Raw genomic sequence first — 26,086 nt, 5'->3', positions numbered from 1 at the left:
CCTGTTAAGTCTAATTATGCGAACCAAAGAATTTGAAACTGATGAAATTGCTGATGCTGCCATGCAGGTTTTTTGGCGTCGTGGTTATGCTGCAACTTCAGTTCAAGACTTGGTTGATGGTACGGGCTTATCTAGAAGTAGTCTTTATAGTACCTTTCAGAGTAAACAACGGCTTTATCAAAAAGCATTACAACGCTATGAGCTTTTAACCACACTTAATAATGTGGAGTTGTTATCTGGTTCAGGTACTCCAAAAGTACTTATTAGGCAATTACTTCTTAATATTGTTGAAGATGAGCTGAACGATTCAGAGCATAAAGGTTGCCTCATTGCAAATGCCTGTTTGGAACTGGCTGGACATGACGAAGATGTTTCCAAATTCGTTATAAGTAATTTACAGAAAACACAGCATGCTTTAGAGAGTTTATTAATTAAGGCTCAACAATCTGGTGAAATTTCTTCTACGCAAAACCCACGTGCATTAGCGAGTTTCTTTGTAAATACTATTCAAGGTTTACGTGTTTTAGGCAAAGGCACTCCGCTTGAACAAAGAAAGCAATGTTTGATGGATGTGGTCGAGGTTGCTTTAAACGTTTTATAAAACTCATTTAAACCTTAACTATTGTTGAGCTGAATAGTTAAGGTTTTTATTTAACTTAAATTGGAATGATCATTCCAGAATGGTGATTTTTAGTTTACACGGAGTACAAATGTCTACCCATCCTAACGTTATTAAACAGGCTTCTAGCTATACAGAGCAGATTAAGTACGCTGCAAGCGAATTTGAGAGTAAACCTTTATGAATATTAAGTGTGATGAAACATCTCCTCAGTTAACTGAAGAGTTTTCTACTCAATTACCGATTTGGAAACTGTTGGCTTTTACAGTTGCAGGCTTTCTAACGATCATGACAGAAACTATGCCAGCAGGGCTGTTGCCCCAAATCAGTCAAGGGCTATATATTTCAGAAGCTTACGCAGGTCAGTTAATAGCAGTATATGCCTTAGGTTCGGTTTTAGCCGCAATACCTCTGATTAGTCTTACTCGTAGTTGGAATCGAAGACCCTTGTTACTCAGTGCTATGGCGGGTTTACTTTTATTTAATGCAATTACTGCTTTATCAAATGATTATATTTTGACTTTGATTGCTCGTTTTATTGCAGGTATGGCCGCGGGTGTTATATGGGGGCTTTTAGCGGGTTATGTAAGACGCATGGTGTCAGCATCGTATCAAGGACGAGCTTTGGCAATTGCTGGGGTTGGGCAGCCAATTGCTTTGGCGATTGGTGTTCCTTTGGGTGCATGGTTAGGAACACTGTTTGAGTGGCGTGGCGTATTTTGGATTATGTCTTTATTGGCATTGATTTTATTCGTCTGGATTCGTTTTAGTATTCCTGATTTTGCGGGACAGTCAGCACAAAAAAGATTGCCCATTTTAAAAGTTCTTTTAATGCCAGGCATTAGAGCCATTTTATTCGTTGTTTTTCTTTGGATGCTGGCTCATAACATTCTTTATACTTATATTTCACCATTTTTGGCCTCGACAGGGCAGGCATACAAAGTTGAGACCATTCTTTTTATGTTCGGCATTTCTTCTATAATGGGTATTTTGCTTACGGGGATGTTCATCGACTGTTCATTAAGAAAAATAACACTTATCAGCTTATTTATCTTTGCAATCGCAACAGTACTATTAGCGGTTTATAGTTCTTCAAGTTTTGTCGTACTCACGAGTGTAGTGTTATGGGGAGTCACTTTTGGTGGGGCTCCGACCTTATTACAAACAGCCTTGGCAAATACTGCGGGTCACGAAGCGGATCTGGCACAGTCGATGTTGGTCACGGTATTTAATCTTGCGATCGCATTCGGTGGTATGGTGGGCGGGGGCTTGCTTGAAAGTTTTGGCGCGGCTTCTTTTCCATGGTTTATGCTAGTTTTTGTCCTTATCGCGTTATCTATCGTTTACCTTGCCCATAAACATGGTTTTATTTCTTCATAAAAGATTTTTGCTCTTCATGGCTATGAAAGTGAAGGGTGATTTACTTTTTATAGCCTGATGCACTGCTAATAAAAATAGTTGATGATTTGGTAAAATAAACCGAAAAATACAAATAAACTGGAATTTAAATATAATTAATTATAAGTAAATGGGAATAAATTCTTTTTATTATCCATTATGACGTAAAAATTTCCAAAAATAATGAAAATTCGCTTTTCTTAGAAAAACAATCCCGCAGGGTGCTGGCTAAACTATATCTCAAGGGTGTGATAGGGATCGAAAAGAGTAGCATGCACCAAAACGTATAACGTTAGTGTGTACTCACCCAAAAGGTCTCGATTCGGCTTAGGACGCTATAGATCAAAAGTTTATAGGCACAAGGTTATAACTTACAAAGTTATGATTGTTGAAGTAAACCATAGATGTTTTCCCTTGACACCCTAAAAAATTCTCTACAATAAAAACGATACTTTATAAGAATATAATTTATGAATAAGCCTTATCTTTCTTCGCTACCTACCGACAGTCAAATCTCATCTCAATTGAATAATGCTTACTTCCACGACTCGTGGAGTATTGTGCTTGGTCAGCCCGACCTGAATGTATTTCAACAACTTATCAAGCTATTTCAACACACTCCGCAGTGGGTAGAGTGGAGCATGAATATGCGTAATAAAATTACTTCAAAGATTGGGCTTAAAGATTTAGGAAGTTTCAAACAGATTGATTCAAATAAAAAAGAAAATGAGTATGTCGCAGGTGACCGAATTGGAATTTTTACCTTGTTGCAGCGTACCGAAAATGAGTTAGTGATCGGAGATGATGACAAGCACTTAAATGTGACTTTATCTATTTATAAAAATGAAGATACTCAAGTGCTTACCGTAACTACAATAGTGCATATTAAAAATTGGCTTGGGCGATTGTATATGTTACCTGTAATTCCTGCCCATCGAAAAATAGTACCAGCGGCTTTACAGATTTTAGGCTAGATAACTATTTTTATTTACGATGTGATCAGCCAAAATTGTTTATATAATAATCTTATTATCATAATAACGAGCTGAATAATATGGAGAATAAAAATCAGTGTCGGCAATGCGCCGTTTGTGGAAAGAGCTTTCCCTTAAAAGATCTGGTGTCTGGTGAAGTTATTCGTAATGTGATCAGTGATGAAATTTTAAAAGACTATCCAGATTGGAATTACTTAAGCTTTATTTGTCGGGCAGATCTGGCAGATTATCGAATTAAATATGTACAGTCTCTTTTACGTTCAGAAAAGGGCGAATTATCTAATTTAGAAAATGAAGTTATTGGTAGTATGCAACGCCATGAGTTGATTAGCCGAAATACCGAATCAGATTTTGATCAGAACTGGACATTTGGAGAAAAGCTAGCAGATAAGATCGCAACCTTTGGAGGTAGCTGGGCTTTCCTGATTTGTTTTGCTCTATTTTTGACAGGTTGGATTATTTTAAATACGGTGGTAATGGTAGTCCGCCCCGTCGATCCTTATCCCTTTATTTTGCTGAATTTAGTGTTGTCATGTTTAGCTGCAATTCAAGCGCCTATTATTATGATGAGCCAAAATCGCCAAGAAGCCAAAGATCGGCTGCGTTCCCAACATGACTATCAAATTAATTTAAAAGCTGAGCTTGAAATTCGCCATTTGCATGAAAAAATGGATCACCTTTTGTCGCATCAGTGGGAAAGGCTTGCGCATATTCAAGAAATTCAGCTTGATCTTTTAGCCGAAATGAACAAAAAACGATAAAGATTTTCCGAGTTTCACGTGGAACATGGGTAGAGCGCTATAGATTATTTTGCGATAGATCTGAAATTTCTTTATGATTTGCCGCCATGCTCCATTGCTGCTTCTACGATCATGCCTTTAAACGACAACTTTGTTTACGCTCCACCACAAGATCCGCTTTCAATTTTATTTGAAGATGACGATTTAATTGTGGTTGATAAACCTGCGGGCCTGTTGTCGGTCATGGGTCGTTTACCTGAACATCATGACAGTGCTTATTTACGGGTGCTGGAAAAGTTCCCTTTGGCTAAGGTCACTCATCGTTTAGATATGGCGACATCAGGCTTGCTTATGTTTGCCAAGCATCGTGATGCAGAAGTTGCGGTAAGTAAAATGTTTCAGGCCAGAACAGTCAAAAAACACTATATTGCTTTGGTACAAGGCCAAGTCGCACAAGAGGGAAGCGTTGAAGTTCCGCTCATTACCGACTGGGAAAATCGCCCAAGACAAATTGTACATTTTGAATTAGGTAAACACGCTAAAACCTTATTTCAACCTCTTATCTATGATGAAAATACTGATCAAAGTCGAGTATTACTTGAACCAGTCACAGGGCGTTCGCATCAGCTACGCGTGCACATGATGCATATTGGCCATCCGATTATGGGTGACAAGCTTTATCACCCTGAACCTAAACGTTTTCAGTTAAACCGTATGGCATTACATGCTGCATATTTGGCTTTCCAACATCCTTTGAAAGGAACAGATGTGGTGATTGAGTCGCAAGTGCCTTTTTAAAATTTATACAATTAAAAAAATTAATTTGATGCAATTGGGAACGGAATATATACCCAAATTGCAATAAAAGTCGGGTATTCTTGATGTCGAATAATATTAATACTGCGACAACAACAAGGATCACTTTATGACTCGTGACTACGAACAATTTCCAGATGACGATAACGGCAACGTACTTTGGCAAATGGCTGAAGATGGGGATGATTTAACCGAGCTGCATGAAATTGAATTTTCTATTGCTTTTCAAGATCAGAAAAATGCAGAGCAATGCGCGCTCTATTTGCTTTACCAAGAACAAAAAGTTTCACTTTTCCAAGATGATTCTGTTGAGCCAAATGAATGGGTAATTACCATCTTTGTCAACATGGAACCTGAGTACTCAGATATTGTTGATTTAGAGCAATGGTTTGCCAGTATCGCTGAGAAATTTCAAGGCGAATATGATGGATGGGGCTGTATGGCATATGTCTTCGAGGAAGGCGATGACGAAGATGACCTGTTGCAGTAAGGTCTAAAATAAAGAGTAGGAGATAAATATGAACTTATCTCAAAAACAAATTGCAGTACGGTTTTTAGAGCTTGCCGCAGCTGGTGAAGTTGATGAAGCCTATAGCAATTACACTGCGCCGAACTTCAAGCATCACAACCCTTATTTTGCAGGTGATGCGACTTCTTTGAAGGAAGGCATGCGTGAAAGTGCAATTGAAACTCCTAACAAAGTCTTTAATGTTCAACATGTCATTGAAGAGGACGATTTGGTTGCTGTGCATTCAAAACTTGAAATGCAAATGAACGGCTTAACCACCTTGGCCGTGGTTCATATTTGTCGTTTTGAAAAGGGCAAAATTGCTGAGTTTTGGGATATCGGACAAGTACAGCCCGACCCCCTCATCAATGAAAATGGTATGTTTTAATGAAAAGCCCGAAATAATTCGGGCTTTTTTATTTATGTATGAATTAAAACTTCCACTGTGCCGAAATTGAGGCGTTTAGTGGTTCACCTGGTTGAACCCACAAATCGCTATAGCTTGAAACATAGTAAGTTTTATCAAACAGGTTGTTCACATTGAGCTGATAGCGTAAACGGTCAGATGGGGCATAGTAGCCATTTAAATTGACCAATGTATAACTCGGTAAATTAAAGCCATTATCAAGGTTATGTCCGCTGCGCTCGCCAACATAGGTGAGGTTAGCTCCTACACCTGCTTTTCTCGGACCTTCTTGTAGAAAATCATAATTAGTACTTACGGAGCCTTGGTGTTTTGGAACATTGCTTAGACGTGCACCTTTTGCCAAGTCTTGGTCTTTTTCAATTTGGGCATCGGTATAACTATAGTTAGCATTGACGAACCAGCGGTCATTGATCTGACTATTTAAGTCAAACTCAAGCCCTTTACTACTGACTTCACCTGCTGCGGTTTGAAAGTTACTATCGATTGGATCAGTTGTCAGTACATTTTGTTTTTTCATTTTAAACAAAGCGAGACTCAACACACTTTGGTCATTTATTTTATATTTGGTGCCAACTTCGTAGCTTTCGCCTTTTTCAGGGGCAAAAGTCTGACCATTTCGGTTCATACCACTATTCATCGCAAATGAGCGACCATAGTTGGTATAAAACGCCCATTGCTCAGAGGCTTTAAAATTTACTCCGAAACGCGGACTATTTTGATGAAGGGTCTGGTTGCTTTCAGTCTGGGTCAGGTGATTCTTAAAATCTTGTTCGACCTGATCAAAACGGTTGCCGAAAAGCACACTCCACTGATCATTGAAAAAGATCTGATCTTGTAGATTAAGTGCAAAGTAACGCTGCTGTTCTTTGGTGTTGGTAAACGGTGCTAAGTTTGGTAAATATTTGCCATATTCAGGTTGGTAAATATCAATTGTGTTTGGTGAGCCTGTGCTGTGGTTGCGACGAAGCTGGTTTTGTTTGTAGTCGAGTTGACCAAGTTCAGTTGAAAGTAAAATTTCATGGCGAGCCCAAGACGTATCAAGCTTGCCAAGTAACTCTGTCTGAGCCAGAACATCTTCACTCGTATAATCACGATAGCGGCGTTGGCGCTCTAAAGTATGACCGTCAGCTTGTATGCGCCGTGGTTCGGTTGCAAAGCCAACCATTTGGGCATCTTTATAGCTGACTGCACTATTCAGCTTCCAGTCAGGGTTAAACTCGTGACTCAGACGTAATTGGTAAAAGTAATCTTTTATTTTCAAATCGCCATCGTCAGGTTCACCTGTAAAGGTTTTTGGGTCCATCACAAACTGGTGATTGACTGTGCTTACACCACGGTCAAAGGTTCCTTTGTGTTCTGTAAATTCACTGTCAAAGTCGAGTTGTGTCTGATCTGAAATTTTCCATGTGAGCTGTGGTGAAAAGAACCAGCGTTCACTGCTGACATGATCACGAAAGCTTTGATTATCTTCGTGAGCCACTGCTAAACGATAAGCCAGTTCATCGTTAATAGGCGCGGTATGCTCTAGACTAATTCGATATTGTTCTTGGGTATTGGCGCGTAGATTAAGTTCACTTTCACTTTCCCATTGTGGTTTTTTACTGTTGAGGTTAAGCAAACCTCCTGTTTCGCCGCGGCCATATAAAGCTGCCATTGGTCCTTTTAAAAACTCTAAAGATTCAATGTTCACTACATCTTTAGGGGCATTAATTCCTCGGTTTACACTCAAGCCGTTTCGAATCATAGCTGCACCTAAATTTGGGTCACCACTAAAGCCTCGGAAAGAGTAGTTATCCCAAAAGCCGCCGCCATAATTATTTTGATGAAAAACTCCACTCACTAAAGTTAACGCGTCATCAATCCGTTGAACGTCTTGTTGTTCCATTATTTGTTTAGAAAGATAAGCACGGTTAAAAGGGACATCTAAAACATCGTGAGTAAATTTAGTCGCCGAGCTATTTTGGCTCACATCTTCTCGGGTGCTTTCAGCCTGAACACGTATGGTCTCCAGTACCGTTGATGTTTCTTCTCCCCAAGTGAGTGTCGATATAAATGATAGACCTAACGAAGACAACAATCCTAATTTGTGTCGCATAAATAATCAGCCATAAAAGACAAAAGGAATTAAATGTAATAATATAACATTACATTATTTTGTTGATTACCGCTATGTCTATAGAAAAGAATATTGAACGTTTACAGTCGATTGATGCATTGCGTGGTCTGGTCATCATCATTATGTTGCTCGACCATGTAAGAGAAACTTTCTATTTACATAAACAAGTTACCGACCCAATGGACGTAACAGTAACAGAACCGGCTTTATTTGGCAGTCGATTATTGGCACATATTTGCGCTCCGGTTTTTGTACTTTTAACCGGAATTTCCGCTTTTTTATTTCAATCAAAAAAACAAGATTTACAGCAAACGCGTGCTTTTCTATTAAAACGTGGCTTATTTTTGATTGTGCTAGAGCTTACCCTTGTGAACTTTGCGTGGACAGCGACTTTTCCACCTGAAGTCATTTATTTACAGGTGATTTGGGCGATAGGTATTAGCATGGTGGTATTAGCTTGCTGTGTAAGTTTGCCTTTGCCAATTCTTGCAGGTATAGCGTTGGTCATTATTTTTGGGCACAACCTGCTAGATTCAGTGCACTTCTCACAAGCTATATTGCAAAATATATGGTTCGTTTTACATGACCGTGGCTGGCTTGAGTTTGCGGGCATAAAACTGCGTACAAGCTATCCTGTTTTGCCTTGGATTGGGGTGATTTTATTAGGTTACGTTTTAGGTCAGTTCTTTAGTTCAAAATATACTGCAAAGCAAAGAACCAGCGCTTTACTCAGCCTTGGTTTAGCAAGTATTGGGTTGTTTGTTTTACTACGTTTTATCAATGTCTATGGCGACCAGCCTTGGCAACATTTTGATTCATTACAACTGACATTAATGAGCTTTTTTAACCTCACCAAATACCCACCATCTTTACTATTTATTTTGCTAAATGTTGGGATTGGCTTGCTTGTGCTCGTTGCTTTTGATCGTATGCAGCAATACTCATTTTTAAAACCATTGGTGGTATTTGGCTCGGTGCCGATGTTCTTCTATTTATTGCATTTATATGTGCTGAAAATGATGTATGTGTTTGCACTCAGTGTGTGGGGAGCTAACTATGGAAATTATCTGTCGGTCAACCATGTGTGGATGTTGTGGCTAATTACGATTGTGCTGTCTTTTGCACTCTATCCAGCGGTTAAATGGTTCTCGAAATTTAAACATCAAAACAAGCATATTTCGATTTTAAAATATTTCTAATTTCCAAAACGTGGGTAAAGCGAGTTCAATAATGCTCGCTTTACTTGCTTACATCTAAATACAGAGTTTCTTTCACTTCTTCCATGACGACATAACTGTGTGAAGATGCCGAAGCGGGAAGTTTCTTTAATAGATCTCCCAATAAGCGGCGGTATGCACTCATTTCTTTTAAGCGAGCTTTTACAAGGTAGTCAAATTCGCCTGAAATGAGGTGACATTCGAGCACTTCAGGAATCTCAACTAAGTCTCTGGCCACTTGATCAAATACATCACCAGATTTGGCAGATAATTTAATTTCTAAAAAGACCAGCAGGTTACGGTCCACGTAAGCTGGGTTTAGACGGGCGTAATAACCCATGATAATGCCATCGCGCTCAAGGCGTTTTACACGCTCTGAACAAGGGGTGGTAGACAGGTTAACTCTTGATGCCAATTCACTAATCGCAATTCGTCCTTCGCGCTGCAAAATGTCCAGAATCATGCGATCTATACGATCTAAGGGGCGCATAGATATTTCCTCTTTTTTTAAAATTCTCGCGAGAAAAACATAAATTTACCTAGATTATACCCTGAAAAACAGTGAAATAAACTATTGAAGCAGAAATATACTAGTGAAATAAACTGGTGTGCGTGAGGGAATGGAAATGCGCGTAATTGTTTTAGGTAGCGGCGTTATTGGAGTGGCAAGTGCCTATTATCTAGCTCAACAAGGAGCTGAGGTTACTGTTCTCGATCGCCAGTCAGGTCCTGCTGAAGAGACAAGTTTTGGTAACGCAGGGCAAATTTCGCCTGGGTATTCGACCCCTTGGGCAGCACCAGGAATTCCTTTTAAAGCTGTGAAGTGGATGTTCCAACACCATGCACCGCTTGCCATTAATTTAGATGGCAGTATGTGGCAGTTACAGTGGATGGCGCAAATGCTGAAAAACTGTAATCCACAAAGTTATGCTGTGAACAAAGAACGTATGATGCGCGTGGCTGAATATAGCCGTGATTGTTTACGTGAACTCAGAAAAGATACAGGTATTAACTACGAAAACCGCGCGAAGGGTACTTTGCAGTTATTCCGCAAAGAAGCACAAATGGAAGCGGTTCAACGCGACATTAGCGTGCTTGAAGAGTGCGGCGTAAGCTACGAATTATTAAATGGCAACGAACTTGGTCGTGTAGAACCAGCGTTAGCAAATGCGCAAGATAAACTCGTTGGTGGTTTGCATTTACCAAATGACGAGACAGGTGACTGTTATTTATTTACCAATGCTTTAGCTCAAATTGCTAAAGAGTTGGGTGTTAACTTCCAGTTCAACCAAAACGTAGAAAAATTGATTGTTGAAGGCGATGAAATTAAGGGCGTTCAGGTCAATGGTAAGGTTTTAACTGCAGATCGTTATGTCCTAGCGTTTGGTAGCTATTCACGTGATTTCTTGAAACCACTCGATCTACAGCTGCCTGTATATCCTGTGAAAGGTTATTCGTTGACGATTCCAATTGTTGACCCTGCTTTTGCTCCGCAATCTACAGTGCTTGATGAAACCTACAAAATTGCGATTACTCGTTTCGACCAACGTATTCGCGTAGGCGGTATGGCAGAGCTCAGTGGTTTCAATTTAGGTTTAAATGAAGACCGCCGTGCAACCTTGCAAATGGTGACTCAGGACTTGTTCCCGGGCGGTGATATGGCACAGGCATCTTTCTGGACTGGTCTACGTCCAATGACTCCAGACAGTACCCCAATTATTGGTGCGACTCGCTTTAAAAATCTGTTCTTGAATACAGGCCACGGTACTTTAGGTTGGACGATGGCATGTGGTTCAGGAAAATTAATCAGTGACATCGTGTTGAATCATAAGACTGAAATCAGTACCGATGGCCTTTCAATTCAGCGTTATTCACAAGCGCATGCTGCATAACGGACGTTAGGAAAGTAATCATGCCTCGTCCTATTACCGCAGTGATCCACCGTCAAGCCTTACAAAATAACTTGGCGGTGGTACGCAAGGCTATGCCAGACAGTAAGGTCTTTGCCGTTGTAAAAGCCAATGCATACGGACACGGAATTGAACGTGTTTATGAGGCATTTAAAGCAGCAGATGGCTTTGCCTTACTTGATCTTGATGAAGCAAAACGAATTCGCGCTCTAGGTTGGACAGGTCCGATCTTGTTGCTCGAAGGGATTTTCTCTCCTCAAGATCTATTTGATTGTGTGCAATATCAACTCAGTTTCACCATTCATAGTGAAATGCAAATTGAGTGGGTTGAAAAGCATCCTTATCCTGCTCAATTTGATGTTTGCCTAAAAATGAATAGTGGTATGAACCGTCTCGGATTTAAACCACAACACTATGTTCAGGCTTGGGAACGTTTGAACAATTTGGCGAACGTATCCAAGATTACCCACATGATGCATTTTTCAGATGCAGATGGCGATCGTTTTGGCCAGAAGGGCATCGATTATCAAATCACTGCATTTGAAGAAATTATTAAAGGTTTACCGGGTGAAAGGTCGGTAAGTAATAGCGCGGCAATTCTGCGTTATCAAGACCAGCTCAAATCAGACTATGCACGTAGCGGCATTATGCTCTATGGCAGCTCGCCAGACTACCCGACGCATAGTATTGCGGATTGGGGCTTACAACCGACCATGAGCTTACGCAGTGAAATTATTTCTGTTCAACATTTAGAACCGAATGAAAGCGTAGGTTATGGCTCAAACTTTGTCGCAGAGCAGTACATGACGATTGGGATTGTGGCTTGCGGCTATGCCGATGGTTATCAGCGTATTTCTCCAACAGGAACGCCTGTTTTAGTGGACTCTGTTCGCACTCGAACAATTGGCCGTGTCAGCATGGATATGTTGGCAGTCGATTTAACGGGTATTGAGAGTGCAAAAGTCGGCAGTGAAGTCATACTCTGGGGCCAATCAAGTACGGGTGTCGTTTTGCCTATTGATGATGTCGCAGTTTCTTCCGGTACGGTGGGCTATGAACTGATGTGTGCTGTCACCGCCCGTGTTCAATTTATTAATCAGGTATAAGGAAATCCGAATGTCGAATTCAGATATACAAAAGATCAATACTAACGAAGTCATGAGTGCCGTGACTGTTTTTAACAAAGTGGTTTATCTGTCAGGTCAGGTCCCTAAAAATACCGAGCAAGACGTGGCAGGCCAAACTCGTGAAATTCTTGCAACGATTGATGAACTGTTGGCATTAGCCAATACAGATAAGTCTCGCTTGCTCTCTGCGCAGCTCTATTTAAAAAATCTTTCTGACTTTTCAACTGTAAATGCAATTTGGGTTGACTGGTTAAAAGGGTGTGTTGCTCCATCACGTGCCACAATTCAGGCCGATTTGGTCAATCCGGAGTGGCTCATTGAAATTGCCGTGACGGCAGCACAAAAGTAATTCGGCTTTACTCCAAAAACGATGATGTATCTAACAGAAGGAAGATAGATACGGTTTAACCAGTCATTTTTGGTGAACAGATTCAGTGACCTATGGCATACGGTTCAATTTTCGCCATAGGTTGCTGATCTTAACAAAGGAATTCAAAAAGGAATTTTAATATGACAACGGCTCGTCATTCAGATACGGAAAATTCTCCCGATCATCTGCAACGAAAACTGTCTAACCGTCATTTACAACTGATTGCAATTGGCGGTGCAATTGGAACTGGCCTATTTATGGGCTCAGGTAAAACCATCTCCCTCGCAGGTCCTTCAATTCTTTTAATTTATATGATTATTGGAGGCATGTTCTTTTTCTTAATGCGTGCAATGGGTGAGTTGCTCCTTGCAAATCTGCATTACAAATCTTTTGTTGATATGGCTCATGACTTAATTGGTCCTTGGGCCGGGTACTATTTAGGTTGGACCTATTGGTTAGGTTGGGTGCTGGTGGGTATTGCGGATCTTTCAGCAGTTATTAACTATTTGAGCTTCTGGCTACCCGATGGTGCAAGCTTCTCACCAATACAGCAGGCCATGATTAGTGCAGGCTGTGTGTTGTTTGTGATGGGTCTTAACCTCCTTACAGTACGACTATTTGGTGAAATTGAATTCTGGTTTGCCCTTATTAAGATTCTGGCAATTATTGGCCTGATCGGTGTGGGTGGCTATATGATTTTCAGCCATTTCCAAGCTCCGCAAGGCGCTGTTGCCAGCATTAGTAATGTCTGGTCACATGGCGGTTTATTCCCGAAAGGTACAGAAGGCTTCTTGGCAGGATTCCAGATTGCCGTTTTTGCGTTTGTCGGGGTTGAGTTGGTTGGTACAACAGCTGCTGAAACGAAAGACCCGCAGAAGAACTTACCGAAAGCAATTAACGCGATTCCGGTACGTATTATTTTGTTCTATGTATTGGCGTTATTTATTGTGATGTCGGTAACACCGTGGGATCACATTCGTGCAGATAAAAGCCCGTTTGTTGAGTTATTCTTAAATGCGGGTATTCCAGTTTCTGCGATCATTATGAATTTGGTGGTGCTATCTTCGGTCATGTCTTCAATGAACAGCGGTGTGTTTTCAACCAGTCGTATGCTGTTCGGTTTATCAAAAGACGGTCAGGCACCGGGAGCATTTGGACGTTTATCAAAACGCGCAGTTCCTTCAAATGGTTTGATTTTCTCTTGTACTTTCATTATGGGCGGGGCTGTGCTTCAGTACTTTGTTCCAAACACAATGGAGGCATTTACATTAGCAAGTTCACTCTGTGTGATTCTATTCATTAGTGTCTGGAGTCTCATTATGGTGTGCTATTTACGCTATCGTAAATTACGTCCTGAATTACATGAAAAATCGACTTTTAAAATGCCGGGCGGCGTTTGGATGAGTTATGTTGTTTTAGCATTTATGCTTTTCACTTTAGTCATCTTAGCGCTAGAGCCAGATACTTTAAAGGCGTTATATGTCAGTCCAGTATGGCTAGTCATTTTAGGTGTTACCTATCATGTGTTGTATAAACCACGGATGAAAAAACTAGGACGTGAACTCGTCAACGATCATTAAGTTTTATTAAAAAGCCAATCCATTATGATTGGCTTTTTTTATTTCTATTAGATTTTTTATCGGAATAATATTGTTTATTTTTGGATCAATAGAGCAATTTGGAGGGTGTTGGAAAAGTACATCTAGCATGATCGCATGCTACACTTCGGCTAATCTGGAAATCCAGATTGGTTAATTAAAATTGCCGTGAAGGCACTACATAAATAATGTGACTTAAAAAAATCAGGACAAACGATTTATCAATTAAGGGAAAAATATACTTGAACATCTTGTCCTGAGGTATAGACTCAGCAACCCACGATATATGGTTCGTTTTTCTCCCTATAGGTTGCTGATTTAAATTAAGCAAAATATAAAAAGGACTTCTAATATGACAATGGTTCATCATTCTGATGAGGCAAGCTCCCCTGATCATTTACAACGGAAATTAAGTAATCGCCACTTACAATTGATTGCAATTGGCGGTGCAATTGGAACGGGCCTATTTATGGGCTCGGGCAAAACCATCTCCCTCGCAGGTCCTTCAATTCTCGTTATTTACATGTTAATTGGTGGGATGTTCTTTTTTCTAATGCGTGCATTAGGTGAATTATTACTTGCTAACTTACATTACAAGTCATTTGTTGATATGGCGTATGACTTGATTGGCCCATGGGCTGGTTATTATATCGGCTGGACCTATTGGTTAGGCTGGGTACTGGTGGGTATTGCGGACCTTTCAGCGGTTATTAACTATTTAAGTTTCTGGCTGCCCGAAGGCGCCAGTTTCTCACCCATGCAACAGGCCATGATTAGTGCAGGCTGTGTACTATTCGTTTTAGGGCTGAACTTGCTTACAGTGAAGCTATTTGGTGAAGTTGAATTCTGGTTTGCACTCATTAAGATCTTGGCGATTATTGGCCTGATCGGCGTGGGTGGCTACATGATCCTCACTCATTTCCAAGCCCCTCATGGTGATGTTGTGAGCATCAGTAATGTATGGTCACATGGCGGCATATTTCCAAAAGGTGTAAGCGGATTTTTGGCTGGTTTTCAGATCGCCGTGTTTGCCTTTATCGGCGTTGAACTGATTGGTACAACAGCGGCTGAAACGAAAGATCCACAAACCAACTTACCGAAAGCAATTAACGCGATTCCACTACGTATTATCCTGTTCTATGTGTTAGCACTTTTTGTCGTAATGTCAGTGACACCTTGGAATCACATCCGTGCAGATAAAAGTCCGTTTGTTGAGTTATTCTTAAATGCAGGTATTCCAATTTCAGCCATCATCATGAACTTGGTAGTGCTATCTTCAGTCATGTCTTCAATGAATAGCGGCGTGTTTTCAACCAGTCGTATGCTGTTCGGTTTATCAAAAGATGGTCAAGCACCGAGCGCATTGGGACGTTTATCAAAGCGTGCAGTGCCATCGAACGGCTTAATCTTCTCATGTATTTTCATTATGGGCGGAGCAGTACTTCAGTACTTTGTTCCAAACACGATGGAAGCATTTACTCTGGCAAGTTCACTTTGTGTGATTCTATTCATTAGTGTGTGGATTTTAATCATGGCGTGTTATTTACGTTATCGTAAAACTCGTCCTGAACTTCATGCCGCATCAACCTTTAAAATGCCGGGTGGTGTGTTGATGGCATACGTTGTTATCGCATTCTTCTTGTTTACTTTGGTGATTTTGGCACTCGAGCCAGATACATTAAAAGCGGTATATGTGAGTCCACTATGGTTGGTGGTTTTAAGCGTAACTTATTTTGTGTTCTATAAGCCACGTATAAGAAAATTAGGTCAAGAAACTTTTGATTAATGTTTCATAGTTTCAAAAAAGCCAATCATCAGTGATTGGCTTTTTTATTTAATATTTAATCAACTAACAAATGTTGGTATTTATCGGCTTGTTTGCGTAAATAATCCCAAACTAACTTAATGCGCGGTTCATGTTGTAAATCAACAAAGGTCAGCATCCAGAAAGTATGGGTAAAGCGAACTTGCTGTTCTAATACTTCTTCGAGTTCAGGCTTATCATCTGCCAGAAACTTGGGCAAAATCGCAAGCCCCGCACCAGCGCTCACGGCAATTTGTTGAGCCAAAATACTGCTGCTACGGAAGTTGGCATTCAGTTTTAAAGGTAGCCGTTCTAGACAGTACAGTTCAGGGCTATATACCAGATCATCAATATAATTCACAAAACGATGTTGGGTTAAATCTTCTAAACCACGAATGGGTGGGTTTTGCGCCAGATAGTTTTGGCTGCCATAAATTTTTAAGCAGTAGTCTGATAACCGCGTAATGATGTAAGGGCCAGACGTAGGACGATCAATCGACACTACAATGTCTGCTTCACGGTGTGAAAGCTTAATCATTTTGGGTACTGGAATCAGATCGATGGTGAGCAGTGGATATTGAATAGAGAACTCAGCCAGTAAGCGGGCCAAAAACGCAGTACCAAAACCTTCAGGTGTGCCAATTCGCACACGACCTTGCAAAGGTTGATGTGGTTTCTCAATTTGTAAGAAAGCTTGTTCCATTTGCTCAACTCGAGGAACCAGTGCCATCCCTTCGAGTGTCAGCTCATAACCCGTCGCTTCACGTTTAAACAACGTTGTACCCAAAGCAAGTTCTAGCGCCTGAATTCGTCTAGCCACCGTACTGTGCTCGACACCAATAATCCGCGCAGCATTGGTCAGTGTTTTAGTCCGAGCTAAAACCAGAAAAAAATGTAGATGATCCCAATCCACTTTCATTTTTGTTGTAATCCTTGTGCATATTTGCACAACAATCGTGCATGAATTTCCGTTGGTGGTCAAAGTTTTCTTTGCTAGTCTCAATTGAAACTGGAATAAAGAAAATATGATTAAAAAGTATTTTCTAATAATTGAACACAATAAAAATATGGCCTACGGAGAGGTTATGAACACAATCCAAAAAATCGAATTGGAAACCGCTAAATTACTCATTAACGGAAATTTTATCGAATCTGAAACGCAGGAATGGCAAGACATTGTTAACCCTGCAACTCAGGAAGTGATTGGTCGTGTACCATTTGCAACGGTTAAAGAAGTTGACGCTGCTATTCAAGCTGCACAAGATGCTTTTGCTTCTTGGCGTCAAACCCCAATTCAGGCACGTATGCGCATCATGCTTAAGTTACAAGATTTGATTCGTGCCAACATGAAAGAAATTGCGCAAGTACTGACTGCTGAACAGGGCAAAACCTTGGCAGATGCTGAGGGTGATATTCAACGTGGCCTAGAAGTGGTTGAACATGCGTGTTCGATCGGTACCTTACAAATGGGTGAATATGTTGAGGGTGTCGCGCGTGGTGTAGACACGTATACCTTGCAACAACCTTTGGGTGTATGTGCGGGTATTACGCCGTTTAATTTCCCTGCCATGATTCCGCTTTGGATGTTCCCAATGGCGATCGTATGCGGCAATACCTTCGTTTTAAAACCATCAGAACAAGATCCGTTATCAACCATGATGCTAGTTGAACTTGCGATTCAAGCAGGTATTCCAGCAGGTGTACTCAACGTTGTGCATGGCGGCAAAGAAGTGGTTGATCGTTTGTGTACACATAAAGACATTAAAGCGATTTCATTTGTAGGTTCAACAGCTGTTGGAACACATGTTTATAACCTTGCAGGACAACATGGCAAACGTGTGCAGTCGATGATGGGTGCAAAAAACCATGTAGTTGTTATGCCTGATGCCAATAAAGAACAAACATTAAATGCTTTAGTCGGTGCAGCGTTTGGTGCGGCTGGGCAACGTTGTATGGCATTGTCTGTTGCAGTCATGGTTGGCGACAGCAAACAGTGGATTCAAGAGTTAGTCGAAAAAGCTAAAACTTTAAAAGTAAACGCAGGCCATGAACCAAATACTGACATTGGGCCAGTGATTTCAAAACGTGCTAAAGCGCGAGTGCTAGACTTAATTAATAGCGGTGTTGAGCAAGGTGCAGAACTGCTCCTCGATGGTCGTGATGTTCAAGTACAAGGCTATGAGTCTGGTAACTTTGTCGGCGCGACGATTTTTAGTGGCGTAAATACCGACATGCGTATTTATAAAGAAGAAATCTTTGGCCCTGTTCTTTCTATTATTTGTGTAGACACACTTGACGAAGCTATTGCTCTTATCAATGCCAACCCATTTGGTAACGGTGTCGGTCTATTTACACAAAGTGGTGCCATTGCACGTACTTTCCAAAACCTGATTGATATTGGTCAAGTCGGTATCAACATTCCAATTCCTGTGCCAGTGCCTTTCTTTAGTTTTACCGGTTCAAGAGGTTCGAAATTGGGTGATTTGGGACCATACGGCAAACAAGCTGTGCAGTTTTATACTCAGACCAAAACCATTACCAGTCGCTGGTTTGAAGATAGCCATGAAGTTGGCAGTGTAAACACAACTATTAGTTTACGTTAAGGGGATCACGGATGAATATTGCCTTTATCGGTCTAGGAAATATGGGCGGCAGAATGGCCCAAAACCTACTCAAAGCCGGAATCAAAGTTTATGGTTATGACCTCAGTGAAGTCGCGATTCAGCACTTTGCCGAGGCAGGTGGTGTAGTATGTGACAGCCCGCAGGCAGCAGCAAAACAAGCTGATGTGGTCATTACTATGTTGCCTGCAGCCAAACATGTTAAAGAAGTTTACTTGGGTGAAAATGGTGTATTGGAAGTGCTAAAAGCAGGTAGTTTATGCATTGATAGCAGTACCATTGACCCACAGACTATTAAAGACATTGCCGCTGTTGCAGAGAGCAAAAATATTAAAATCTGTGATGCACCAGTTTCAGGTGGAACCATTGGTGCCCAAGCAGGAACTCTAACCTTTATGGTGGGTGCCGATGATCAAACCTTTAACGAAGTAAAACCTGTGCTTAGCCACATGGGCAAAAATATTGTTCATTGTGGTGATGTCGGTGCAGGTCAAATTGCCAAAATCTGCAATAACCTGATTCTAGGTATTTCAATGGCTGCTGTTGCCGAAGGTATGGCGCTGGGCGTGAAGTTAGGTATCGACCCACAAGCATTGGCTGGCGTCATTAACACCTCAAGTGGTCGTTGTTGGAGCTCGGACGTATGTAACCCATGGCCGCATATTAATGAAAATGCGCCAGCATCTCGAGGTTATCAAGATGGCTTTGCCACTCAGCTGATGCTGAAAGATTTGGGTCTTGCGGTAGAAGCGGCAGGGCAAGTGAAACAACCTGTAGTGTTGGGCGGTATGGTGCAGCAGTTGTATCAGCAAATGTGCATGCGCGGTAATGCAAATCTTGATTTTTCGAGCATTATTCAGCAATACCTGCCACAAGAGGCATAACGACAAAGCCAAAGGATGGCTTTAAACACATTAAACTCTGTCGTGAATAACAACAAATCCGGACTGAGGGAAAAGATATGATGGATTATCAAAATGCTGCACAGGCTTTCGATTTGGAAAGTACTGCAAAACACATGTTATCAGGTTCACTTGATGCCTTAAATGCTTGTTATGAATGCTGTGATCGACACGCAGATAGCGACAAAATTGCGCTGTATTGGCAAGGAAAAGATGGCCGAAAAGAGCAGTATACTTTCCGTGAACTAAAAGAGTGGTCGAGTCAGTTTGCCAACTTCTTAAAATCACAAGGTGTGAAAGCAGGCGACCGTATTTCAGGGCTATTACCAAGAACACCTGAACTGATCGTGACTATTTTTGCGGCTTGGCGAATTGGTGCAGTTTATCAACCACTCTTTACTGCGTTTGGTCCAAAGGCGATTGAGCACCGGATTCAGCTTGCACAAAGTAAGCTGGTGGTGACCGACATGGGCAACCGTAGCAAGCTTGATGAAATTGAAAATTGCCCTGCAATTGTGACAGTTGCCGATGTACAAGGTACTCCGCTCAAAGCAGGTGATTTTAATTTCTGGAATGAAGTGAAGCAGCAGTCCGATCAATGTGATCTGGTCATGCGTAGCATCCAAGATCCATTTTTACTCATGTTTACGTCTGGTACTACAGGTCCTGCTAAACCATTGGAAGTGCCTTTAAAAGCAGTGATTGCCTTTGGGCGATATATGCAAGATGCCATTGGGTTAACCGAAGATGACTCTTTCTGGAATATTGCCGATCCGGGTTGGGCATATGGTCTGTACTATGCGATTACTGGACCGTTATTCTTGGGTCACGCTACCTTGTTCTATGAAGGTGGTTTCAGCACAGATAGTTTATGCCAAATTGTGAAAGATTATAAAATTAACAACTTGGCAGGTGCGCCTACGGCTTATCGCATGATGATGGCAGCTGACCCAGCACAAATGGCGCCGTTAAAAGGTCAGTTCCGTGTGGTGAGTAGTGCAGGCGAGCCACTCAACCCAGAAGTAATTCGCTGGTTTAAACAAGTGCTTGATGCTCCGATTTATGACCACTATGGGCAAACTGAAGTGGGCATGGTGGTGTGTAATCATCATGGTTTAAAACATGAAATTCATGCCGGTTCAGCAGGTTTCCCAAGCCCGGGCTACCGTGTTGCGATTGTCAATGAACAAGGTGAAGAGCTTCCAGCCGACACACCAGGAATTTTAGCAGTTGATATTAGCCAGTCTCCAATGATGTGGTTTGGCGGCTATAAAGAGAGCCGTAAATCACCTTTCGTTGGTCATTACTATTTAACTGGTGATACTGCCGAGCTTCATGCTGATGGCAGCATGAGCTTTGTAGGGCGCAGTGATGATGTAATCACCACATCGGGTTACCGCATTGGTCCGTTCGATGTAGAGAGTGCTTTACTCGAACATGAAGCGGTGGTTGAAGCAGCAGTGATTGGTGTACCTGACCCAGACCGCACCGAAATCGTTAAGGCATTCGTGATTTTAGCCGTAGATGCGCAACCTTCAGAGGCACTTGCTGAACAACTTAGCCAATTTGTAAAAAAACGACTTTCTGCACATGCTTACCCACGTTTAGTTGAATTTGTGAGTGAATTGCCTAAAACTCCAAGTGGCAAAATTCAGCGCTTTTTACTGCGCAATCAAGAAATTGCTAAACAACAAGCTAAAGCAGGGTAAAGGAAATAACAATGCAATTTACCGAAGAACAATTACTCATTCGTGATATGGCGAAAAGTTTCGCTCAAGAACAAATCAAACCCAATGCCAGTGATTGGGACCGAGACGGAACATTCCCGAAAGACACATTGGCTCAAATGGGTCAACTCGGTTTTATGGGAATGCTTGTTTCAGAGCAATGGGGTGGTTCAGATACAGGTAACTTGGCGTATGTACTGGCGCTTGAAGAAGTTGCCGCAGCCGATGGTGCAACCTCGACCATCATGAGTGTACATAACTCGGTTGGTTGTGTGCCTATTTTAAAATTTGGTACCGATGAGCAAAAAGAGCGTTTTTTAAAACCTTTAGCACAAGGTGAAATGATCGGCGCTTTTGCTTTAACCGAACCGCATACAGGTTCAGATGCAGCAGCCATTAAGACCCGTGCAGTAAAAGATGGCGATGATTACATTTTAAATGGTGCCAAGCAGTTTATTACCTCGGGTGATAATGCAGGTGTCATTATTGTGTTTGCAGTAACTGATCCAAGTGCAGGCAAAAAGGGTATTAGTGCATTTTTAGTCCCACGTGAAACACTGGGTTACGAAGTAATTCGTGTTGAAGAAAAACTCGGTCTGCATGCTTCAGATACGTGTCAGATTGCACTGACAGATGTACGCATCCATAAAAGCCTCATGCTTGGCAAAGAAGGTGAGGGCTTGAAAATTGCTCTTGCCAATTTAGAAGGTGGACGTATTGGTATTGCTGCACAAGCAGTCGGTTTAGCACGTGCGGCGCTCGAAGAAGCGACCCGTTATGCCAAAGAGCGTATTACTTTTGGAAAGCCAATTTTTGAGCATCAAACCATCGCGTTTCGCCTTGCCAGTATGGCAACTGAAATTGAAGCAGCGAGACAACTGGTTCACTACGCTGCGCGTTTAAAAGAAGCAGGACAACCGTGTTTGAATGAAGCTTCAATGGCCAAGCTATTTGCTTCAGAAATGACTGAGCGAGTGTGCTCGAGCGCGCTACAAGTGTTTGGTGGTTATGGCTACCTGAGAGACTTCCCAATTGAGCGTATCTATCGTGATGCCCGTATTTGTCAGATTTACGAAGGCACCAGTGATATTCAACGTTTAGTGATTGCACGTAGTCTGTAAAACTAGAACAAGGAATAAATAATGCAGTGGCAAAGTATTTTATTAGAAAAGCGTAATGGGGTTGGACTGATTACACTAAATCGCCCTCAAGCGCTTAATGCTTTAAACAGTGAATTAATTAGTGAAATTAATCAGGCATTAGATCAGCTCGAAAAAGACCGCGAAATTGGTTGTATGGTATTGGCAGGTTCTGAAAAGGCCTTTGCCGCAGGGGCCGACATTAAAGAAATGGCTGATTTAGCATTCCCTGATATTTATTTTGATGACTTTTTCCATCTTGCAGACCGTATTGCACAGCGCCGTAAACCTTTAATTGCAGCTGTCAGCGGCTATGCGTTAGGTGGCGGCTGTGAATTGGCACTCATGTGTGACTTTATCTATTGTGCTGACAACGCCAAGTTTGGTTTGCCTGAAGTGACTTTAGGGGTAATTCCAGGTATTGGTGGCACACAGCGCTTAACCCATGCAATTGGTAAAGCCAAAGCGATGGAAATGTGTTTTACCGCTCGTCAAATGGGCGCTGTAGAAGCAGAGCAAAGTGGTTTAGTTGCACGTGTGTTTAGCAAAGAAGAATTACTTGAACAAACCTTGCAAGCTGCAGAGAAAATTGCAGCACGATCTTTAACTGCCAACATGATGCTTAAAGAAACCATTAACCGAGCTTTTGAGGTGAATCTCACTGAAGGCCTACGTTTTGAAAGACGTATGTTCCATTCAATTTTTGCAACATCTGACCAAAAAGAAGGAATGCAGGCTTTCGTTGAAAAACGAAAGGCGAATTTTAAAAATCAATAAGAGATCAATAAAATGAATACAGAAAATCACTTAATGATTGAGCAACAAGGTAAGCTCGGCGTGATTACCTTAGACCGTGTGATTCATCTCAATGCATTGTCGCTAGATATGATTGAAGGCATTGGTGCCCAATTGGAACTTTGGCGAAATGATGCTGCTGTTCAGGCTATCTTAATCAAATCGAATAGCCCGAAAGCCTTTTGTGCAGGTGGAGATATTCGCTATCTCTATGACAGTTATAAAAATGGCACGGCCGATTACAAAGGTTACTTTAGTGCTGAATATAAAATGCTCAATACAATGCGTGAATATACAAAACCGATCATCGTTGTACTTGATGGCTATGTATTAGGTGGTGGTTTTGGCTTGGCTCAGGCTTGTCACATTGTGGTGAGCAGCGAAAAGTCCAGATTTGCCATGCCTGAAACAGCGATTGGTTTTTTTCCAGACGTGGGCGCAACGCATTTCCTGTCTCGCCTTGATGATATTGGCGTTTATATGGCAATTACGGGAGAGCAGATCAGCAGTAGTGATGCACTCTACCTCGACCTAATTGACTACCATGTACCAAGCGAGCAGTTACAAGCTTTGCAAAATGCTCTCGTTGAAGCACCAAGTTTAAGCAAAGAGGGAATTGAACACATCATTACCCGATTTATTACTCGCCCAGCTGAAAGTGAGCTCAAACAGTTGACAGAAGGTATTCGTAAACACTTCGGATATCAGCATTTAGATGAAATCGAGCAAAGTCTTGAAAATGAAAAAGATGAAAGCTTAAAAGCTTGGGCAAGCAAGATGCTCAGCATTTTGCAGCAGCGCTCATTTATAGCCAAACAAACCAGTTTGAAACTACAACATTTAGGCCGTGGGCTCTCTTTACCACAATGTATGCAGCTTGAACGCGATTTACAGGACATCTGGTTTGAGCATGGTGACTTTATTGAAGGTGTTCGTGCACTCATTGTCGATAAAGATAAACAACCACAGTGGCAAGAACGTAATCCGGAGCTAGAGCAAATTTTAGAAAAATTGAGCTAAACCGTATTACAAAAACATAAAAAGCTTAAGGAGATAAAGCGTGACCTGAAAATGCTTATGGTCAGGACTGGTCATAAGCATAAAAAAGACAAAACAAGAAAATCTAAAAAAGGAAATTACGATGCAAACAGTACATGGAAACGGTTCAAATACTAAAAAGTCGTCACATCGATTAGCAGGCATCTCAAGCATGGTCGGCACCACCATTGAGTGGTATGACTTTTTTATTTACGGTGCGGCAGCGGCACTGATTTTTAACAAATTATTTTTCCCAAATCTGGATGCCCTTACAGGCGTGCTTGCTGCATTTGCAACCTATGCAGTGGGGTTTATTGGGCGACCATTAGGCGGTTTAGTCTTTGGTCATTTTGGTGACAAGATTGGTCGTAAATCGATGTTGCTACTGACCTTGATGCTCATGGGGATCCCAACGGTACTGATTGGCTTATTACCGACTTACGAATCAATTGGTTACTGGGCTGCAATTTGTTTGGTTGTCTTACGATTCATTCAAGGTATGGCAATGGGTGGTGAATGGGGCGGTGCTGTGCTTATGGCTGTTGAACATGCACCCGAAGGTGGTAAAGGATTCTGGGGTAGTTTGCCTCAAGCCAGTACCGGCGGCGGTTTAATGCTGGCCTCAATTGCACTAGGGTTGGTGTCGTTATTACCTGAACAAGCTCTATTTAGTTGGGGTTGGCGTCTACCATTTCTTGCCAGCATTATTTTACTAGCAGTAGGTTGGTACATTCGAGTGAAAGTGCCTGAGTCACCAGATTTTGAAAAAGTAAAACAGCAGTCCGAAGAAGTCAAAGTTCCTGCCTTACAAGTTTTTAAAAACCATCCAAAGCAACTCATCACCATTATTTTGGCTCGCGCTGCCGAGAATGCATGGTTCTATATTGCCTCAACATTTACCTTGGCTTATACCACTGCACAGCTTGGAATCCCACGCCAAGATATTTTGTTTGCTACCATTTGCGGTGCAGTAGTCATTCTATTTATGACACCGTTATGTGGACATTTGTCAGATAAAGTTGGCCAACGCAATATGTTTATGTTTGGACTGTGCATATTGGCACTTTACTGCTATCCATTTTTCACCATGCTCAACACAAAAGACCCTGTGTTAGTCTGGACAGCAATTGTTTTAGCAATTGGCGTGGTCTTTCCCATTATGTACGCACCACAAGCTCAGCTTTTTGCCCGTCAATTTCCTGCGGAAATTCGTTATAGTGGAATTTCAATTTCGGTACAGTTGGCTGGCGTATTAGGTGGCGGTTTAGCACCGATGATTGCGACTAAATTATTGAGTGTTGGGCAAGGCAATCCATACTTAATTATGCTTTATATTGGAAGTATGGCAGTGGTTGCAATTATATCGACCTCATTTATGCCACGTGATTGGAGTTATAAAACGGATGAGTATTCAACGAAAAAAGAAAGCTTAAGTCTGAAAACAAAAATAACAGAACATTCTTAATTCTAAATATAGGGATAAGAAAAAAGCCCTAGTCTTTCGACTAGGACTTTTGAAATTTAGCGAATGAAACGAGATTCGGGCTTAAGACCTTCATCTTTGCTATGTCACCAATATTCTTAGACTTTAATTTAACAAACTACACTTCAATCAAGCATGCAAACATGGCATATCCATCGATAACCATTGGCGGTCCTGCACGATGGGCGCGAAAACCCGCGGCACGTAATAACCGCTCTACCCCAAGAGGTGAGGTCGTAATGAGTTGTTTTGCACCTTGTTCTCTCGCGAAGTTGATCGCTTCTTGCAGAATAGCAATAGAGACTGGGGATGACACTGCTTGATTAGCAGAGGTCGGTGGATTCGAGAAATCTACGGCTGAAAATCTTGATAATTCCCAAATTTCTGGTGAGCAAGGAATAGGCATTCCATTCATTAATTGAGGAAATATTTCACCCAGTAAATAGGGCTGAGTTGTGGGTAGTAGTCTGGCACAGCCAATAATATTGGATTCTCTATCTTGAGCGACGACGTAAGCGGTATCAAATTTATCAAACTGATCTAGTTCTTCATTATTTGGACAGTTCAACTCCCAACCCAAATGTTCAACAAATACTTTGTAGCGGTAAATTTTAAATTTGGTATATAGGACTTCTGAAAAATTGTTTTGGAATCCAGCAATAACATTCATTACAAGTGTTTCCACTTATTTTTCAAGTGACTTTACTTAACAGGTGGGAAAGCGGTAACTGTAAGA

Annotated in this window: 24 protein-coding genes; 20 read left to right on the top strand and 4 right to left on the bottom strand. The window is 41.5% G+C overall.

Translation table 11 applies throughout. From position 1 onward, the window contains the following. Positions 1 to 16: 16 nt before the first annotated feature. From F931_RS17600 to F931_RS17570, 7 genes are all read left to right on the top strand, one after another. Positions 17 to 601: a TetR/AcrR family transcriptional regulator gene (locus F931_RS17600; RefSeq protein ID WP_016142545.1), complete on the top strand. Its 585-nt coding sequence runs from the start codon at positions 17 to 19 to the stop codon at positions 599 to 601. Positions 602 to 799: 198 nt separating this feature from the next. Then, positions 800 to 1,999, top strand: a complete 1,200-nt coding sequence (locus tag F931_RS17595) for an MFS transporter (RefSeq protein ID WP_016142543.1) — start codon at positions 800 to 802, stop codon at positions 1,997 to 1,999. A gap of 488 nt (positions 2,000 to 2,487) precedes the next feature. Continuing rightward, positions 2,488 to 2,991 carry a DUF2867 domain-containing protein gene (locus F931_RS17590; RefSeq protein ID WP_016142542.1) on the top strand — a complete coding sequence of 168 codons (504 nt, stop codon included), beginning with the start codon at positions 2,488 to 2,490 and terminating at the stop codon, positions 2,989 to 2,991. 80 nt (positions 2,992 to 3,071) lie between these two features. Beyond that, on the top strand, positions 3,072 to 3,773 hold the full coding sequence (locus F931_RS17585) for a DUF1003 domain-containing protein (protein WP_016142541.1): 702 nt from the start codon (positions 3,072 to 3,074) through the stop codon (positions 3,771 to 3,773). Between the two features lie 111 nt (positions 3,774 to 3,884). After that, on the top strand, positions 3,885 to 4,550 hold the full coding sequence (locus tag F931_RS17580; RefSeq protein WP_016142540.1) for an RluA family pseudouridine synthase: 666 nt from the start codon (positions 3,885 to 3,887) through the stop codon (positions 4,548 to 4,550). 127 nt (positions 4,551 to 4,677) lie between these two features. Next, complete coding sequence (locus F931_RS17575) at positions 4,678 to 5,058, top strand: ribonuclease E inhibitor RraB (RefSeq protein ID WP_004795383.1); 381 nt, start codon at positions 4,678 to 4,680, stop codon at positions 5,056 to 5,058. Between the two features lie 28 nt (positions 5,059 to 5,086). Next, a complete protein-coding gene (locus tag F931_RS17570) occupies positions 5,087 to 5,464 on the top strand; it encodes a nuclear transport factor 2 family protein (protein WP_016142539.1) in 378 nt (125 codons plus the stop codon). Positions 5,465 to 5,507: 43 nt separating this feature from the next. On the opposite strand, the gene F931_RS17565 is transcribed toward F931_RS17570, so the two are convergent. Then, the gene (locus tag F931_RS17565) at positions 5,508 to 7,598 is read right to left on the bottom strand and encodes a TonB-dependent receptor (protein WP_016142538.1); all 2,091 of its coding nucleotides are present in this window, start codon (positions 7,596 to 7,598) and stop codon (positions 5,508 to 5,510) included. A 74-nt stretch (positions 7,599 to 7,672) separates the two neighbouring features. Here F931_RS17565 and F931_RS17560 point away from each other — a divergent pair, with 74 nt between their 5' ends. After that, positions 7,673 to 8,818, top strand: coding sequence for an acetyltransferase domain-containing protein (locus tag F931_RS17560; protein ID WP_016142537.1), 1,146 nt, complete (start codon positions 7,673 to 7,675; stop codon positions 8,816 to 8,818). A 40-nt stretch (positions 8,819 to 8,858) separates the two neighbouring features. Here F931_RS17560 and F931_RS17555 read toward each other — a convergent pair whose 3' ends face one another. Further along, positions 8,859 to 9,326 (bottom strand): Lrp/AsnC ligand binding domain-containing protein, encoded by a 468-nt coding sequence (locus F931_RS17555; RefSeq protein ID WP_001247568.1) that lies wholly within the window; start codon positions 9,324 to 9,326, stop codon positions 8,859 to 8,861. A gap of 136 nt (positions 9,327 to 9,462) precedes the next feature. On the opposite strand from F931_RS17555, the gene dadA reads away from it, so the two are divergent. The 5 genes from dadA to F931_RS17530 all read left to right on the top strand — a co-directional run bounded on the left by dadA (position 9,463) and on the right by F931_RS17530 (position 15,627). After that, entirely contained in the window at positions 9,463 to 10,728 is a 1,266-nt protein-coding gene (gene dadA / locus F931_RS17550) for a D-amino acid dehydrogenase (RefSeq protein ID WP_016142536.1), read from the top strand. Between the two features lie 20 nt (positions 10,729 to 10,748). Beyond that, positions 10,749 to 11,852 carry an alanine racemase gene (gene alr, locus F931_RS17545; protein ID WP_016142535.1) on the top strand — a complete coding sequence of 368 codons (1,104 nt, stop codon included), beginning with the start codon at positions 10,749 to 10,751 and terminating at the stop codon, positions 11,850 to 11,852. 10 nt (positions 11,853 to 11,862) lie between these two features. Next, positions 11,863 to 12,222: a RidA family protein gene (locus F931_RS17540; protein WP_016142534.1), complete on the top strand. Its 360-nt coding sequence runs from the start codon at positions 11,863 to 11,865 to the stop codon at positions 12,220 to 12,222. Positions 12,223 to 12,383: 161 nt separating this feature from the next. Then, positions 12,384 to 13,823 carry an amino acid permease gene (locus F931_RS17535; RefSeq protein WP_014208093.1) on the top strand — a complete coding sequence of 480 codons (1,440 nt, stop codon included), beginning with the start codon at positions 12,384 to 12,386 and terminating at the stop codon, positions 13,821 to 13,823. Positions 13,824 to 14,193: 370 nt separating this feature from the next. Beyond that, positions 14,194 to 15,627 carry an amino acid permease gene (locus tag F931_RS17530; protein ID WP_016142533.1) on the top strand — a complete coding sequence of 478 codons (1,434 nt, stop codon included), beginning with the start codon at positions 14,194 to 14,196 and terminating at the stop codon, positions 15,625 to 15,627. Positions 15,628 to 15,682: 55 nt separating this feature from the next. On the opposite strand, the gene mauR is transcribed toward F931_RS17530, so the two are convergent. Next, positions 15,683 to 16,564 (bottom strand): LysR family transcriptional regulator, encoded by an 882-nt coding sequence (gene mauR, locus F931_RS17525; protein WP_016142532.1) that lies wholly within the window; start codon positions 16,562 to 16,564, stop codon positions 15,683 to 15,685. Between the two features lie 166 nt (positions 16,565 to 16,730). Between mauR and mmsA the strand changes: the two genes are divergently transcribed. From mmsA to shiA, 7 genes are all read left to right on the top strand, one after another. Further along, positions 16,731 to 18,248, top strand: a complete 1,518-nt coding sequence (gene mmsA, locus F931_RS17520) for a CoA-acylating methylmalonate-semialdehyde dehydrogenase (protein WP_016142531.1) — start codon at positions 16,731 to 16,733, stop codon at positions 18,246 to 18,248. Positions 18,249 to 18,259: 11 nt separating this feature from the next. Then, positions 18,260 to 19,150, top strand: coding sequence for a 3-hydroxyisobutyrate dehydrogenase (mmsB, locus tag F931_RS17515; protein WP_016142530.1), 891 nt, complete (start codon positions 18,260 to 18,262; stop codon positions 19,148 to 19,150). 77 nt (positions 19,151 to 19,227) lie between these two features. Further along, positions 19,228 to 20,877, top strand: coding sequence for an AMP-binding protein (locus tag F931_RS17510; protein ID WP_016142529.1), 1,650 nt, complete (start codon positions 19,228 to 19,230; stop codon positions 20,875 to 20,877). Between the two features lie 11 nt (positions 20,878 to 20,888). Continuing rightward, a complete protein-coding gene (locus F931_RS17505) occupies positions 20,889 to 22,016 on the top strand; it encodes an acyl-CoA dehydrogenase family protein (RefSeq protein ID WP_016142528.1) in 1,128 nt (375 codons plus the stop codon). A 21-nt stretch (positions 22,017 to 22,037) separates the two neighbouring features. Next, a complete protein-coding gene (locus F931_RS17500; protein ID WP_016142527.1) occupies positions 22,038 to 22,811 on the top strand; it encodes an enoyl-CoA hydratase in 774 nt (257 codons plus the stop codon). A gap of 12 nt (positions 22,812 to 22,823) precedes the next feature. Next, complete coding sequence (gene hibcH / locus F931_RS17495; protein ID WP_016142526.1) at positions 22,824 to 23,849, top strand: enoyl-CoA hydratase/isomerase family protein; 1,026 nt, start codon at positions 22,824 to 22,826, stop codon at positions 23,847 to 23,849. A 121-nt stretch (positions 23,850 to 23,970) separates the two neighbouring features. Further along, entirely contained in the window at positions 23,971 to 25,332 is a 1,362-nt protein-coding gene (gene shiA / locus F931_RS17490; protein WP_016142525.1) for an MFS transporter, read from the top strand. Positions 25,333 to 25,468: 136 nt separating this feature from the next. Here the strand turns inward: shiA and abaI are convergent, their stop codons facing one another. Continuing rightward, positions 25,469 to 26,035 (bottom strand): acyl-homoserine-lactone synthase AbaI, encoded by a 567-nt coding sequence (abaI, locus tag F931_RS17485; RefSeq protein WP_080649529.1) that lies wholly within the window; start codon positions 26,033 to 26,035, stop codon positions 25,469 to 25,471. Between the last annotated feature and the right edge of the window lie 51 nt (positions 26,036 to 26,086).

The sequence above is a fragment of the Acinetobacter pittii ANC 4050 genome (genome assembly GCF_000399685.1).
Classification (GTDB): Bacteria; Pseudomonadota; Gammaproteobacteria; order Pseudomonadales; family Moraxellaceae; genus Acinetobacter; species Acinetobacter pittii_E.
The sequence above is the reverse complement of the archived record's forward strand: the minus strand, read 5'-3'. Positions and strand labels throughout refer to the sequence as shown.